Here is a 13,668-nt window from a genome sequence, read left to right on the forward strand (position 1 = left end):
GCAAACCTTTCTAGCACGGCCCGGCGCTGCTCTCACCAGGCTCAGTCATGCAGACGCAGATGTCTGGAGGAAACGCTCCTTGCTCCTCTGCTGTGACTCCTTGCTTGATGGCATCCCTGCTGGTAAGCCTTACCAGCGCTCGCCGCTTTGCTCAGGAGTGGTATGCTGGCGAGCGCGCCAGGCTGCTTGCTCTTGCTGCAACTGGAGCAGCTCTCGCTCCAGTTCAAAAATCCGCTGCTGAAGTAGCTGTTTTTGCTGCAAAGGAGACATTAACCGCAAATCTTCGATGGCTTTATATCCCCAGCGCAGGAGCCCCCGGGGGACAAAGGCAGCGGTCATGTAGTAGTGCGTGCGTACATTCGCCAGATAGGCATTGAGCTGGCGGAGATCCAGCTTGAGGGCCCGGAGTTGGAGCCGGAGCTGCTGAATGCGCTCGCGGTAGGGGTCTTGTAACCGTCCTCTGCGGTACGGCGGCAAACGGCGACCTGCCCTTAATCGCTCAGGCATTGCAGGGGCTGGAGCTGGTTGTAGGAGACTCTCCTCCTCTTGCATTACAGCTCCTGCTTCGTCCAAAGGAGCACCGCACCACGTGCAGAAATGATTTCCAGCCGCCAGCGCTGCGCCGCAGCGAGAGCAGAACATGCTATCGTCTCCTCTATTGGCTTCACCGGCTCCAGGCCGGCATTGGCGGATTTCTCGCCTTCAATCAAAGTCATTATAGCAGATGCCGCCGCGAGGGGGAACAGCCCGAATCCCCCTCCAGCCGTTCTAATCTGCCCTTGTTGATGCGATTGATTCAGAAGATGCTGAACAAGAAAGAGGAGGGACAACTGCTGACCGCGCCTGGCGAGCCAGCAGCGGAGCCGGCGCCCGACATAGCCGGCGTGCTGGCGATGCCGCTGGTGTCTGGGGAGCAAACAGCGCCTCGTCAGCCACAGCGGGCAGCAGCCGCGCGCGCCTGCAGCAGCGAAACCGTCGCTATCTCATCCTGCCGGTGGCATTCTTAGCCTCGCCCATCGTATTGACAGGCGTGCTGGTCAGCGGCCTGATCCTCTTCCAGCAGCATCAAGAGGCCGTCCTGCGCGACCAGATCAGCACTCTGGCCCACCTCCTCTACTATACCCGCGTTCCCGGCCAAAAGTGTGCCAGCGGCCCGGGCCGCTGGCTTGACGATCCTCCTCCTTCGATCTTCCGCTGCCTGGACGAGGGCTTAGAGATTGCCCAGACCACTACCTCCTACGAGGCCGGGACTTTCTTCTCTTTCGATCCCGAGGACCATCGTGGTCTGACCGGCGATGTCTTTTCCGCTCACTATCAGATGCAGGTCAGCATGACCTTTATGGAAGATCCTGCTGATGCCTGCGCCTCGCTGTGGGGGCATGTCCAGAAGGATGGAGGATACCGGGCCTTCGATATCTGCGCCGACGGCGCCTGACTGGCAGGGCATTGCGATAGCTCTTGTGAGCATTTCACCTTGCTGGCCCGGGGAGCCCTGCCCTCTCCTGCCCCCTTCTTGACCGCTGAAGTAGAGGTCTGGCCCGACGAGCAGCTGCTTTTTGTCGATAGCACTCTCATCACAACTATCTTCGATAGCCTGTATCGGCGCACTGACTCGCTGGCTCTGTTAGTCTACAATGGGACGCCTGGTTCAACTCAGAAGGTCAGTGCTGTGTTTTCAGGCTTCAGTAATATTCCTCTACCTTCTTCCCCCTCATTTCATTAAGCTAGACTCAGTTTCAAAGTGATCGCTTTCCGGGGGGCAGCCACTGATTCAACTCCTCCTTCTCCCTGACCTGCTCTAGAGGCGCTGACCCTGGTAAGCCCTCCCTGCTCCTTGATCATCTAATCATCTCTGTTATAAGGAGATTAATAGCATGCAATACAGGCTTCCCATCCAATTGAGGCCGGAGCAAGAACAGTTACTTGAGGAAAGTGGATTGGGGCAGCCTTTGCTGCGCGCGCGGGCCACCATCCACACTTATATCATTTTCTTTTTATTTGGACTGGTAACTGCCACGCTGACAATGCTATTGATATTGACATTTGTGATCAATGTCGTTTTTCATAATTTCCTATGGGAAGATCTTGGATTTTGGAGATTTTTGCTCTCTTCTCCGCTTCTTGTAGAGATCTCTTTGGATCTCTGGAGACAGCCCTTCATTGCCCTTATCTGCGGCGGACTCTTGCTACTGGAGCTAATAGGAGGCACAGTCTCCCTGGCCAATCTCCTCCGCCTGGAGGTACTCGTCTGCACTCACGGTTTGCTCAAACAGAGAGCCAAAGAGCAGCAGATCCTCCATTGGCAGAATGCACGCGTGCTTTACACCACACGTGGACAAGTCACCGGCGTCGGCGGATTGGAGCCTGAAGAAGGACAAGGCCATCAGCATCAGCATGAACAATCCTCTGAGAATCAGGAAGATGATGAGGATAAAGACGACGCTAGCGATGAAGATGCTAGCCTCCCCTGGCCCCTCATTGAAAATGGAGAGACACTCCTTTCCTGGCCTCTAAGCTTCTGTACTAATGAACTGAGCAACCACATAATCCAAAAAGTGGAAGAATACCTCTTACCCCTAATGAAGGAGCGATTGGCAAGAGGCAAGTCAGTCGCCTTTCTCGTAGGCGAGAAAGTCTTATTGGTTGACCAGCGAGGCATGAGCTATGAGGGGGCAGAGCTGATTGACTGGCAGGAGCTGACAGATCTGCGCCTGCAGCGCGGACGGCTCTGGCTGCTCCGAAACGGAGACTGGCAGCGCTATCCTCGCCGCTGGAAAGCCTTCCAGGTAAACCTACCCCTGCTGGTTCCTTTAGTCCGCGGCATCCTCGAAGAGCGTCGCCAGGGCGGGGCTAGCCGCCCTGGCCCAGCAGGGCAGCGCTGCGATTGAGGGCAGGCGGCTGCCTGCCCAGCCTCTTCCTTGACGCTCTCTGTCTTTGCAACATACAATATGGTGTACCGCAACAGCGACCCGGCGTCTGCCTGCTCACTGGCTAGCCACCACCCGCATGCTGGCCAGAGAAGAGCGGTGCCCTCTGATGAGTGCTTGCCCGTCGCTCATGGCGCGCGTCTGCCTATCTGCCAGCCCTGCACGGCTCTAGAGGCGGCATCAGAGGTTGATCGTTTGCTTATGGGAGGCTTTCGTTGAACCAGGAACAGCAGTCACTGGCTCTTCCTTTTTCGTCCATCGAGGATGTACAGCGGGCGATGTTCGCCCGACGCTATGTCGCTGATCGCAGTCTGGCGACAGCGGTGTTCCTGGCACTCAAGCGACGTAAGCCGCTGCTGCTTGAAGGCGAGCCGGGCGTCGGCAAAACCGAGGTGGCCAAGGTCCTGGCCGACCTGCTGGAGACGCGCCTGATCCGCCTGCAGTGCTATGAAGGCATCGACATCAGCACGGCAGTCTACGAGTGGAATTATACCCGCCAGATGCTCTATATCCGCCTGATGGAGGCCAGCGGCGCAACACGTCAGGAGGAGCTGAAGGAGATCTTTGGGCCTGATTTCTTGATTAAGCGCCCCCTGCTCCAGGCCATCGACCCTGCCAACGCCAAGGCGCCGGTCCTACTGATCGATGAGTTGGATCGCAGCGATGAGGAGTTCGAGGCCTACTTGTTGGAACTGCTCTCGGATTTCCAGATCACGATACCCGAGATCGGCACGATCGCAGCTAAGGAACCGCCAATTGTGGTGATTACATCGAACCGCACGCGCGAGATTCACGATGCGCTGCGGCGACGCTGCCTCTACTACTGGATCGACTACCCGACGTTGGAAAAGGAATATTCGATTGTGTTGACCCGCATGCCGGAGGCGCCCGAGCGCCTGGCCAAGCAGGTCTGCGCCTTCGTGCGCGAGCTGCGCGCGCTCGATCTGTTCAAGGCCCCCGGCGTCGCTGAAACACTGGATTGGATCGCCTCGCTGCTGGCACTCAATCAGCTAGAGCTGGTCGAGGGAACGGTGCGCGATACCCTCGGCGCCTTGCTCAAGTATCAGGATGATGTGCTGAAGGTTGGTGGGAGCAACCTCGGCAAGCTGATTGAGAAGGCCCGCAGCGCAAGCCTGTAACCGCAGTTGCTTATGGATGCCCACAATTTTGAGCGCCTTGATGATCCCTCGTTCTTCTTATTATTAAGGGAAGGAGCCAGCTCGTCTTCCTCAGCGCTGGCCGCCGGACAGGATGGCCTCCGGCCTACTCCTGCCTCATCTGCTTCCGCAGCTCCGACTCCACCGCTCTCTCCCCTGGAGCTGGAGCGCGGGGAGCGCTTGCTCTATCGTTTGACCGAGTTCGGTCATCTGCTCTGGGAATCGGGGATCGAGGTCGGTCCGCAGCAGCTGCTTGACTTGGCCGAGACACTCAACGAGATCGATATTACTAATCCGACTGATTTCTATTACGCTCTTAAGTGCTCGCTCCTGAATCGGCATGAGCAGGAGACGCTTTTTGATCAGCTCTTCAATTATTATTGGCTGACACGCGATCGCCAGAGCCGCCCGCCTGATCCCGGCGCAGCACGCCGCGACGATCGCCAGATTCGCCTGCCACCGGCGGAGCGCAAGCGCCTCGCTGAGCACCTCAATGCGGACAACCAGCAGCGTGAGCTGCGCGTGGGCGAGCAGGAGAGCGAGCGGCGGCGCTTGCTGGACGAGCAGGCCGGCGAGCAGGAGGATGAGCAGGCTACTCCCCAGGGTACGGCCTATAGCGCCCTTGAGCTGCTGCGTAAGAAGGATTTTGAGTCATTCACTTGGGAGGAGGTTCAGGAGGCCAAGCGCTTGATGGCTGAGATGCGCTGGAACCTGGGCCTGCGTCCGACACGCCGCAAGCGCCCGGTTCGCAAAGGCGACTATCCCGATATGCGCCGCATCGTGCGACGCAATTTGAAGTACGGCGCCGAGCTGCTTGAGCTAACCTGGCGCGAGAATAAGCTGAAGCCGCGCCCGCTGGTCATTATCTGCGACATCAGCGGCTCGATGAGTCTTTACTCTCGCCTTCTACTCCACTTTATCCATACGATTACGAACGGCCTGCTGAATGTCGAAGCTTTCGTCTTCGGCACGCGCCTGACGCGCATTACACGCCAACTGAAGCGACGCGATGTCGATGATGCAGTGCGTGAGGTTTCGCGTACGGTTCAGGATTGGTCGGGCGGCACGCGCATCGGCGAGGCCTTGCATACCTTCAATCAGCAGTGGGCCCGGCGCGTTTTGGGGCGTGGCGCTGTCGTACTGATCATTAGCGACGGCTGGGATCGCGGCGACGCCAATTTGCTACGCGCCGAGATGGATCGTCTGCAGCATAGCTGCCATCGCCTGATCTGGCTCAACCCGTTGCTCGGCTCGCCCGACTACCGCCCGCTGACCATCGGCATGAAGACGGCCCTACCCTACATTGATGATTTCCTGCCCGCCCATAATCTCGATAGCTTGATCAAGCTTGGCAAGCTACTGGAGCGCATTGACGATCGGCGCCCGGTGCGCACGCCCGCGGCCCGCCGCGAAGCGGTTAAGGCCTGGAGCCGCCTCCATTCCTGAGCCGCCGCACCTGAGAGGGTAGCTGCTCGCTTGGAGCGATTGGCGATGCTGGCGAGGATTGCGCTGGGCGCCAGGGGCTTTCTTGTTTGCTTACGGAGGTGTTCCCTATGCGCGATATTTTGCCGGATGTGGAGCGCTGGCGCGCGCGCGGTGAGCGCGTGGCCGTGGCGACGGTTGTCTCAGTGGCTGGTTCGGCCCCCCGCCGTCCAGGGGCCAAATTGGCCGTTAGCGAGAAGGGAGAGATCAGCGGCTCCGTCAGCGGTGGTTGCGTGGAGCCGGCAGTGATTGAGACAGCCCTGCAGGTCATTAAGGATGGCAAGCCCCAGATGCTGGAGTTCGGCATCAGCGAGGAGGAGAATTTCGAGCAGATTGGCCTGGCCTGCGGCGGAACCATCCATGTCTTTGTCGAACGTCTCGATTGGTAGTGTCGGTAGCGCGCAGCGGGCCTGCGCGAGCCAAGAAAAAGTAGCTCTCGCTCTCCCGCTGCGCCCGCTCAGGAGTTGGTGGCCTATGAGCAGTCTCTATGAGGAACTAAAGCAGCAACTCGCCCAGGAGCGTGGCGTCGCTCTGGCGACGCTGGTGCGCTCCTCGTCTGGCCAGGGGATTGGCGCAAAGCTCCTGGTTTTCCCCGATCAGAGCTTTCATGGCTCTTTTGGCTTTCCAGAGTTAGAGGCACAGGTGGCCGCCGATGCTGCTCAGGCTATTTGGATCGGTGAGCCGGGCACGCGCCTCTATACGTTGGGCGAGCAGACTTTCGAGGTCTTTATCGAGGGCTTTCCTCCTCCGCCGCGCCTGATTATCGTTGGGGCCGGGCACATCGCCATTCCTCTGACGACCTTCGCTCGTACGCTGGGCTACCGTGTGGTGGTCATCGACGCCCGCTCAGCTTTTGCGACGCGTGAGCGTTTCCCCCACGCTGATGAGTTGATTGTGGCCTGGCCCGATGAAGTTTTGGCTCAGATGGATCTGAATCCTTCGACGGCGGTCGCGATTCTCACCCACGATCCTAAGTTCGATGAGCCTTCCTTAAAGGTGGTGCTCTCACGCCAGGTCGGCTATGTCGGCGCGATCGGCAGCCGCAAGACAAGTCAGGAGCGCAATGAGCGGCTCAAGCAACAGGGGCTGACCGATGAGCAACTGAGCCGCATTCACGCGCCTATCGGCCTGAATATCGGGGCGAAGACCCCTGAAGAGATGGCGCTAGCGATTATGGCCGAGATCGTCGCGGCTCGCTATGGGAAAGATCGTGCAGCCATTCTGGACTGGTCCCGCAAATAGTATCTGTAACTTCCTGGTGGTCGCTACGTTTCTATCTATCAGAGAAAGGGGGTGCGCCTGCTTCTCTGTAGGTAGGCAGTGCTGGGAGGAGGACGGTGGGAGCGATGTGACTACAGAAGCGTTACTATTAAGAAGGGAAGAACATGCCGGAATATCCCGCTTATCCGCATGACGATCCGACGGAGCCAGTCCCTCCTTCTGCCTCATCGCCTGGTAGTGGAGGGCAGGGGAAGTTGATTATAGGTGGTTTTCACGACTCAGCCGGGGGCCAGCCAGCAGGCAGGCGTCAGCCACCACCCGGTTATCAAGGCTACCAGGCCTATCGTGGGGGAGTCTATACGCAGCCGCGTCGTCCTGGGACCGAGCCTTATCCAGGCAGCTACGCCGCGCTGGCCACGCCCGCTCTACGTCCGCGCCGCTCGCTGTTACGCCGACGCGGCTGCGCCATTGGCTGCCTTTCGCTGTTGCTGGTGGTGGTCGTGCTCGCAGGTTTCTCTATCTATGTGCTTCAGCGTGTGCTTGCTTTCGGCTCAGCTATCTCGACGCAGGCTCCGCTGAGCACACAGACGGGCTTCATGACAACCTCGGAGCGGGTCAATCTCTTGGTGTTGGGCTTTGGCGGCGGTGATCATCCCGGCGCTTACCTGACCGACTCGATGGTGCTCATGAGCCTCATTCCGTCTTCTCAACATACAACGCTGATCTCGATCCCGCGCGATCTCTGGGTCCAGGTCCCTTCTGGCTCTGGTCACTATGGCAAGATCAATAGCGTCTACGAGGTGGCTTCTAACGATGGTAAGGACCCCGTGGCAGGTGGCAACGCTGCCGCGCAGAAGGTTTCGCTGATCACCGGTCTCGACGTGAAGTACTGGATGACGATCGATTTCGAGGGCTTCCGCGATTTGATCAATGCCATCGGCGGTATCGATGTCTATGTTCCCGATTCGTTTACCGCCCTCTACCCCAAGAACGATGATCCGAATATCGACGCGAGCTGGATCAAGGTGCATTTCTCTAAGGGGATGCAGCACATGGATGGTGAGACGGCGATCCGCTACGCCCGCGCTCGCGAGTCGTTGGATAATCCCGCTGAGGGCACCGATTTCGCTCGCTCGGCTCGCCAGATGATCATCATTAAGGCGGTGGTCAGTAAGGTGAAGCAGTGGTCAACCTGGCCCCACCTCTTTGACGCGATGGATGCCCTGAAGCATACCATCTATACAAATATGTCCCTGACCGACCTCGGCCTGTTCTCGCTCAAGATGGATCTTAATCAGGCTCACCGCATCGGCCTGAGCAATCAAAATGTGCTGGTCGACTCGCAATCAGCGGATGGGCAGTACATTTTGCTGCCAGCAGACAATAACTGGCAGCTCATTATTGACTACATCCGCAAAAATCTCTATAACTAGAGAGAGTAGCGTCTACTGAGGTGTGAGGGGCAGCGGGGAAGCCCTTGCAGGCACGGGAAACGCGAGCTGCCCCTCTTCTCTTCTTTAGCTTATCCTCAGTGGAACCGCCTGGCCAGGTCGAGGCATCTCTGAATAAAGGCCTTTGGCTGCCTTTTAGGTATTCAGCAAGCGGGCGCAGCTGATATCAGGACTGAGATGGTATGTCAATGCGCTGGTTGGAGCCAGAGCAGAGCAGAAGGGGCGCAAGGCGATGCTACAGCAGTTTCCCCGCCTGGTGGCTGGCATTTATCTTATTGGGCAAGTACTGACGCGGGCTGGTTCGACAGTTACGAGTTGCACGGCCTATAACCGCAATACGAATGACGTGGTGGGTCTGCACCTGATTCCTTTGCCGCCCACCGTTCCCCCCGATCCACAGAGCCTGCAGAGTCTCTTTGCGCTACTGGAGCGGCGCCGCCAGGTCCATTCTCCAGCGGTGCTACCGCTCTATACATGGGGCCTCGATGGCCAACTCCTCTATGTAGTGACTGACCCTCCACGCGGCGTAAGCCTCCGCTACCTGATGGATCACGAGCAGATCGATTTGCAGCGCGCACTAGAGATTGTGCGTCAGCTTCTCAAGGGTGTTGTGGCTCTGCAGGCCCAGGGCCTGGTCGGTCTGGACCTGCGCCCTCCCCTGATCACCGTGCATGTCATTGAGTTCCGCGACTATGTCCAGATCGACGACTTGGGCCTGCGCCTGCTCGTCAATGCTCTGGGAGTGGCTCCTCAGAGTCAGCAGCCCGATGACATCGGTTTTTTTGATCCGCGCTATTTAGCGCCCGAGGAGATCGCGGGACAGCCCCCCGGTCCGTGGAGCGATGTCTATCATGCCGGTCTCTTGCTCTTCGAACTGGTAACTGGACGCCTCCCTTTCGTTGGGCGCACTATCGCTGAAACCGCCTTTCTACAAGCGAGCGCTCCCCTGCCCCATTTAGAGCTGTATCATCACAATACGCCAAACGTCGTACAGGCGCTGCTCGAGCATGCCTTGGCCAAGCAGCCACAGCAGCGCTTCGCCTCGGCGCAAGCCTTTCTGAATGCTCTCAATGGGATTGAGATTCCACCGCCACCGGAGCGCGTGCCGGCCTTCGGTGAGATCACCCTGTTGGCCTCTGCCGCTCAGCCGCCACCCTCTTCCGCTACGCGCGAAATGACCGTGCTAGACCAGGACCTCACTCAGGAAAAGACCGTGCGCCAGCCAGCCGCCGGCCAGGTCTCTCCGGTGCAGCCTCCGGCGAGCGCTGGCCTTCAGAGCGAGCAGGCCGACGCAGGCGTGCTAGCCTACCTCTGCTTTGAGGGGGGTGAGCGTCCCCTGCGCTTCCCCATCAAGGGGCGCAATATCGTGGTTGGGCGCGCCGACCCGCGCCGCCATCTCTATCCCGATATCGATCTGACGCCCCTTGATCCGCGGATGGTGGTCTCTCGCCAGCACGCCCGTATCCACTTCGAGGAAACCTTTTTTTACATTGAGGATCTGAAGAGCCACAATGGGACCTGGCTGGGCGGTCTGCGGCTCAAGCCGCTGAAGGCCGAGTTATTGCAGCATGGCGATCGGCTGCGCTTCGGGTCGCTCGAATGCATCTTTCGGATACCAGGCCAGCCCGATCCACCGCAGCCTAAGTCCAACTCGGCAGATCCGGCCCGAACGCAGTCGCCCAATACTGAGGCCAAGCAGCCTTAGCCTCTCTCACTCTACGACGATAGGCTAGCCAGGCAACGAAGGCCTTGCCCTCACCGAGGGCCGTTAGTGGCGAGCGATAGCCAGCAGATCAGCAAGTAGCCCCTGGGCCGTCTGACGGCGACCAGCGCCAGGGCCGATCACGGTCACGGAGGCCAGGGTGTCGCTCTCCACGGTCAGGGCATTCATCACGCCATCGACGCGAGCCAGGGGATGCTCTAGCGGCAAGGCTAACGGCTCTACGCGAGCCTCGAGTGGTAGCTCCGGCCTCTGGCCAGACTGAGGCAGTCGGAGCGAGGCCACCAATTTGATGCGGCGCCCCTGCTCCTGGGCTGCGCGGATCTCCTCCTGCGTAATGCCCGAGATACCGCGGCGCTCTACCTGCTCAGCCCGCAACGGTACGCCGAACACCAGGGCCGCCAGAATTAAGGTCTTGGCCAGAGCATCGTAGCCCTCGACATCGGCGGTAGGATCAGCTTCCGCATAGCCCAGGCGCTGCGCCTCAGCCAAGGCCTCAGCATAGTCGCGCCCCTGGCTCATCGCCGTCAGGATATAGTTGGTCGTTCCATTCAGAATACCCGAGAGCGCGAGAATGCGAGCACCGGCCAGCCCCTCGCGCAGCGTGCTCAGCACCGGCGTGCCGGCCATTACCGTTGCCTCCATGCGCAACTGCACACCCTTGCGCGCCGCCAAAGCCAGCAACTCGTGAGCCGCCAGCGCCACCGGTCCCTTATTGGCCGTGATCACATGCATACCCTGCTCTAGAGCCTGGCGAATATGGCTCAGGCCCGGCTCCCCATCGCGCAGGTTCGTGCCCGTGACCTCGATCAGGACATCGGCCCCCGTCGCCGCTAACCCCTCGCGGACCGTTGGCCAATGCCTGACTCCCGGCGCTCTATAGGCCGTCAACGGCTGACGGCCAGCGGCTAGCCTGAGCAGCTCCGCCTCATCCAGTCCCTCGGCACGGGCCAGGAAGCCAGAGCGAGCGGTCGCTACTGCCACCAGGCGCGCATCAAGACCATAGGCGGCCCGCAACCACTCCCGTTTCTCTACGAGCAACTCGGCCAACCCCTGGCCGACCGTCCCAAATCCAATCAAGGCAAGGCGCAGTTCTTTGACCATCCTCGGTAGCAACCCCTCTCTGTCTGTCACCCATATTCTGCCCAGTCAGCCGCCTGACGCTGGCTGGCTGCCCCATCGCCTTAGCACGACCAGCCAGGAAGGCCGAGGTAAGCCGAGGCCAGCGGCCAGCAGAGCCAGACGAGGCACTAGATCCAGGACAACTTGAAGCGCGCCAGCAGGCGCCGCACAGGACCAAGCAGCTCGATCTGCCCCTCGATTTTGAGCAGGCGCGCGGCACGCAGATAGACTACCACGCCGACAGCCATTTCAATCAGCAGTTTGATCAGAGCTACCAGCACCTGAATCAAACCGCCATGCGTAATCATCGGGCGCGTCGGGTCGGTGGTGTTCAACAAGAAATCCAGCAGCATGCGCACCAACAAGACGGCCAGCCCCATCACACCGGTCGCCACCAGCACCCGACTCAGGAAGACGCCCAGCTCGCGGGTAATCAGTCCCCCGATGCGCTGATGGATCAGGCAGAGCAAGACGGTGGCCTCTAGCAGGCCCGCAATCGAGGTCGAGAGCGCCAGGGCCCCCATGCCCCAGGCAGCCCCCCACAGGCGCGCAAAGGCATTAATCAACAACAGCCCCAAAGCGATCTTAAAGATAAACTGGCCGACACTGACAATGACCGGCGTCTTACTATCGCGCAGGGCATAGAAAGAGCGGGTTAGAATCTCCACAGCAGCCTGACCCGCCAGGCCAATGGCGAACATCGACAAAGGAATGGCCGTAATCTCAGCGCTCTCCAGACCAAAAGCACCGTGTTGATACAACGTCTGAATAATAGGCAGCGCCAGCACGATCAAGCCCAGGCTGGAAGGGATCGAGAGGAAGAGAATGCCGCGCAATGTCTCCATCACAATGCTACGCGCTCGCTCCAGGCGCCCGCGCGCCACATACTCGGCGATCGTGGGGAAAGCCGCTGTTGAAATGGCCATACCGAAGATGCCCAGCGGAAGCAGCATCAGGGAGAACCCGTAGTAGTAGGCCGTAATAAAGCCAAGGAGCGTCTGCTGACCAAGGGCCCCCGCAGCTACCAGGGTGCCCAGCAACAGGATCAGAGCGCGATCGACAAATGTCGTGGTTGAGAGCATGGCGGCATTGATGATGCGCGGGATCATCTGACGTCCGATTTGGAGGACGCCCGGATGACGCCAGTCAAAGGAGGGGCGGAAACGCATGCCTACGCGAGGCAGGCCGGGGATCTGAATACCGACCTGGAGCAAGGCCCCCAGCACCACACCAGCGCTGGCACAGTAGACCGCGACCAGTGAATTGCGATGACCGATGAGCGCCAGCACCAGCCCTGGCAAAAGGCCGATAATCAGCCCGACGTTATAGAGCACCGTGCCCAAGGCGTAAAGCGTAAAATGCTGCTGGGCATTGAGCACGGCGCTGACAATCACCCCGCTCCCGAGAATTACCGCCTGAAAGAGCATAATGCGCGTCAAGGAGATGATCAGGCTCAGCTCGCCCGGGCTGACATTGGGATTATAGAGAGGGACAATCTGATTGGCAAAGATGAAGCCGATCAGCGCAAAGATTAACATAATGGTCGTGGCCAGCGTCAGGGCCGTATTGGCAACATGCCAGGCCGTTTTCTCATCGCGATCGCTGACCATGTAGCGCGTAAAAACAGGTATAAAAGCTGAGCTGAGAGCGCCACCGGCCACGATGTTAAAGATCGTATCAGGCAAAAGGAAGGCCTGGTAGAAAGCGCCGGAGGTCGGGTCGGTTCCAAAGACCGCCGCGAACATGGAGGAGCGCAACAACCCCAGAACACGGCTGGCCACAAAGGCCCCCGTGAGAATAAAGGCCGCATTGCGTACCTGCACCCGCCGGATCATGGCGGTATCCTGAGCCGGCTCGGAAGCCGGCTGCATAGCGGGCGCGGAGGGCGTCGATGCAGCCGTGGGCGCAACAGAGGCCGAGGTCGTCGCCCTGGCCGCCTGGGTCCCCGGAGCCGGCAACTGGACTTGAGCCTGAGCTTGCCCCTGACCGCCAGCCGCTCCCCCAGCTCCCCCAACCTGGTTTCCCAGGCTGGACGGCGGAAGAGGCGCCAGATCCCCCATGCGCCGCTTGAAGACCTTCCGTTGGATCAACTCGCTCAGATCCGGCTGCTGCACACGCCGCTGTTGCCGACGCAGGCGCTCCTCACGCAACTGCTGCAAACGCGCCTGACGTAGAGCCGGCAACGGCTGCGATGGCTGCGGCACATTGGCGTAGAGATACTCCATCCCCTGCCCATAGCCCAGCGATCCCCCCATATCTGGCAGGTGCTGCTCCTGCTGATATGCGCGATTCGGCTGGGCCCCTACCCTGCCACCAGAAGGCACCTGGGGAGGATAGACTGGCTGCTGCTGCTGTGGCGAGAGCGAGGCGGGAGGCAGATGGGCGCCCGTCGTCCCTGTCGCTCCTGCCCCCAGTTGCTCCTGATCATACTGCCAGCCATAGTAAGGAGTTGACTTGTTGCTTTCTTCTGCCATCCAGGTGCTATTCCTCTTTTTCGTGGATCACATACGGTTTCTTCCTGAGAGTCCTGCCGTCGTTCTCTTGCGGCTTCTTTTAGAGAATAACAGGTTAGGCAGACAAGTCAAGCC

General features: G+C 59.6%; 12 protein-coding genes. 9 read left to right on the plus strand and 3 right to left on the minus strand.

Features of this window, described 5'->3' with window-relative positions; all coding sequences use genetic code 11:
* Positions 1–129: 129 nt before the first annotated feature.
* Positions 130–507 carry a hypothetical protein gene (locus AC6H1L_RS04085; protein ID WP_497601589.1) on the minus strand — a complete coding sequence of 126 codons (378 nt, stop codon included), beginning with the start codon at positions 505–507 and terminating at the stop codon, positions 130–132.
* 487 nt (positions 508–994) lie between these two features.
* Here AC6H1L_RS04085 and AC6H1L_RS04090 point away from each other — a divergent pair, with 487 nt between their 5' ends.
* From AC6H1L_RS04090 to AC6H1L_RS04130, 9 genes are all read left to right on the plus strand, one after another.
* Entirely contained in the window at positions 995–1,435 is a 441-nt protein-coding gene (locus AC6H1L_RS04090; protein ID WP_497600270.1) for a hypothetical protein, read from the plus strand.
* A 78-nt stretch (positions 1,436–1,513) separates the two neighbouring features.
* Positions 1,514–1,723: a hypothetical protein gene (locus tag AC6H1L_RS04095; RefSeq protein ID WP_497600271.1), complete on the plus strand. Its 210-nt coding sequence runs from the start codon at positions 1,514–1,516 to the stop codon at positions 1,721–1,723.
* A 151-nt stretch (positions 1,724–1,874) separates the two neighbouring features.
* Positions 1,875–2,888, plus strand: coding sequence for a hypothetical protein (locus tag AC6H1L_RS04100; RefSeq protein WP_497600272.1), 1,014 nt, complete (start codon positions 1,875–1,877; stop codon positions 2,886–2,888).
* A gap of 317 nt (positions 2,889–3,205) precedes the next feature.
* Positions 3,206–4,066: an AAA family ATPase gene (locus AC6H1L_RS04105; protein WP_497601507.1), complete on the plus strand. Its 861-nt coding sequence runs from the start codon at positions 3,206–3,208 to the stop codon at positions 4,064–4,066.
* Positions 4,067–4,078: 12 nt separating this feature from the next.
* Positions 4,079–5,530: a vWA domain-containing protein gene (locus AC6H1L_RS04110; RefSeq protein ID WP_497600273.1), complete on the plus strand. Its 1,452-nt coding sequence runs from the start codon at positions 4,079–4,081 to the stop codon at positions 5,528–5,530.
* Positions 5,531–5,637: 107 nt separating this feature from the next.
* The gene (locus AC6H1L_RS04115) at positions 5,638–5,955 is read left to right on the plus strand and encodes an XdhC family protein (protein ID WP_052889841.1); all 318 of its coding nucleotides are present in this window, start codon (positions 5,638–5,640) and stop codon (positions 5,953–5,955) included.
* Positions 5,956–6,040: 85 nt separating this feature from the next.
* Complete coding sequence (locus AC6H1L_RS04120; RefSeq protein ID WP_497600274.1) at positions 6,041–6,808, plus strand: XdhC family protein; 768 nt, start codon at positions 6,041–6,043, stop codon at positions 6,806–6,808.
* Positions 6,809–6,951: 143 nt separating this feature from the next.
* On the plus strand, positions 6,952–8,220 hold the full coding sequence (locus tag AC6H1L_RS04125) for an LCP family protein (RefSeq protein WP_497600275.1): 1,269 nt from the start codon (positions 6,952–6,954) through the stop codon (positions 8,218–8,220).
* A gap of 250 nt (positions 8,221–8,470) precedes the next feature.
* The gene (locus AC6H1L_RS04130; protein WP_497600276.1) at positions 8,471–9,943 is read left to right on the plus strand and encodes an FHA domain-containing protein; all 1,473 of its coding nucleotides are present in this window, start codon (positions 8,471–8,473) and stop codon (positions 9,941–9,943) included.
* Between the two features lie 63 nt (positions 9,944–10,006).
* Here AC6H1L_RS04130 and AC6H1L_RS04135 read toward each other — a convergent pair whose 3' ends face one another.
* Positions 10,007–11,062: a homoserine dehydrogenase gene (locus AC6H1L_RS04135; RefSeq protein WP_497600277.1), complete on the minus strand. Its 1,056-nt coding sequence runs from the start codon at positions 11,060–11,062 to the stop codon at positions 10,007–10,009.
* A 146-nt stretch (positions 11,063–11,208) separates the two neighbouring features.
* A complete protein-coding gene (gene murJ / locus AC6H1L_RS04140) occupies positions 11,209–13,554 on the minus strand; it encodes a murein biosynthesis integral membrane protein MurJ (RefSeq protein WP_497600278.1) in 2,346 nt (781 codons plus the stop codon).
* Positions 13,555–13,668 lie beyond the last annotated feature (114 nt).

Source organism: Thermogemmatispora argillosa (assembly GCF_059696725.1).